The following is a 1,414-nucleotide window of genomic DNA, read 5'->3' on the forward strand; positions in this document are numbered from 1 at the left end:
CTGAGACCTGATGCCGAGCCGATTGTGGTGAAGTGGATGATCCTATGCTGTCGAGAAAAGCCTCTAGCGAGTTTCATGGCGGCCCGTACCCTAAACCGACTCAGGTGGTCAGGTAGAGAATACCGAGGCGTTCGGGTGAACTATGGTTAAGGAACTCGGCAAAATGCCCCCGTAACTTCGGGAGAAGGGGGGCCATCACCGGTGATTGGATTTACTCCATGAGCTGGGGGTGGCCGCAGAGACCAGCGAGAAGCGACTGTTTACTAAAAACACAGGTCCGTGCGAAGCCGTAAGGCGATGTATACGGACTGACGCCTGCCCGGTGCTGGAACGTTAAGGGGACCGGTTAGTCAAGATTCGTCTTGGCGAAGCTGAGAACTTAAGCGCCAGTAAACGGCGGTGGTAACTATAACCATCCTAAGGTAGCGAAATTCCTTGTCGGGTAAGTTCCGACCTGCACGAATGGCGTAACGACTTCTCGACTGTCTCAACCATAGGCCCGGTGAAATTGCACTACGAGTAAAGATGCTCGTTTCGCGCAGCAGGACGGAAAGACCCCGGGACCTTTACTACAGTTTGATATTGGTGTTCGGTTCGGCTTGTGTAGGATAGCTGGGAGACTGTGAAACTCGGACGCCAGTTCGGGTGGAGTCGTCGTTGAAATACCAGTCTGGTCGTGCTGGATGTCTAACCTGGGTCCGTGATCCGGATCAGGGACAGTGTCTGATGGGTAGTTTAACTGGGGCGGTTGCCTCCTAAAGAGTAACGGAGGCGCCCAAAGGTTCCCTCAGCCTGGTTGGCAATCAGGTGTTGAGTGTAAGTGCACAAGGGAGCTTGACTGTGAGACCGACGGGTCGAGCAGGGACGAAAGTCGGGACTAGTGATCCGGCGGTGGCTTGTGGAAGCGCCGTCGCTCAACGGATAAAAGGTACCCCGGGGATAACAGGCTGATCTTCCCCAAGAGTCCATATCGACGGGATGGTTTGGCACCTCGATGTCGGCTCGTCGCATCCTGGGGCTGGAGTCGGTCCCAAGGGTTGGGCTGTTCGCCCATTAAAGCGGTACGCGAGCTGGGTTTAGAACGTCGTGAGACAGTTCGGTCCCTATCCGCTGTGCGCGTAGGAATATTGAGAAGGGCTGTCCCTAGTACGAGAGGACCGGGACGGACGAACCTCTGGTGTGCCAGTTGTCCTGCCAAGGGCATGGCTGGTTGGCTACGTTCGGGAGGGATAACCGCTGAAAGCATCTAAGCGGGAAGCCTGCTTCAAGATGAGTATTCCCACCCCCTTTGAGGGGTTAAGGCTCCCAGTAGACGACTGGGTTGATAGGCCAGATCTGGAAGCCCGGTAACGGGTGGAGGTGACTGGTACTAATAGGCCGAGGGCTTGTCCTCAGTTGCTCGCGTCCACTGTGT

At 55.8% G+C, this 1,414-nt stretch carries 1 rRNA gene; it reads left to right on the forward strand.

The features are described 5' to 3' along the window. Positions 1-1,393 (forward strand): 23S ribosomal RNA (locus tag ACFW6B_RS41125); the annotation flags it as partial. Positions 1,394-1,414 lie beyond the last annotated feature (21 nt).

The organism is Streptomyces sp. NPDC058751 (assembly GCF_042746485.1).
Taxonomy (GTDB): Bacteria; Actinomycetota; Actinomycetes; order Streptomycetales; family Streptomycetaceae; genus Streptomyces.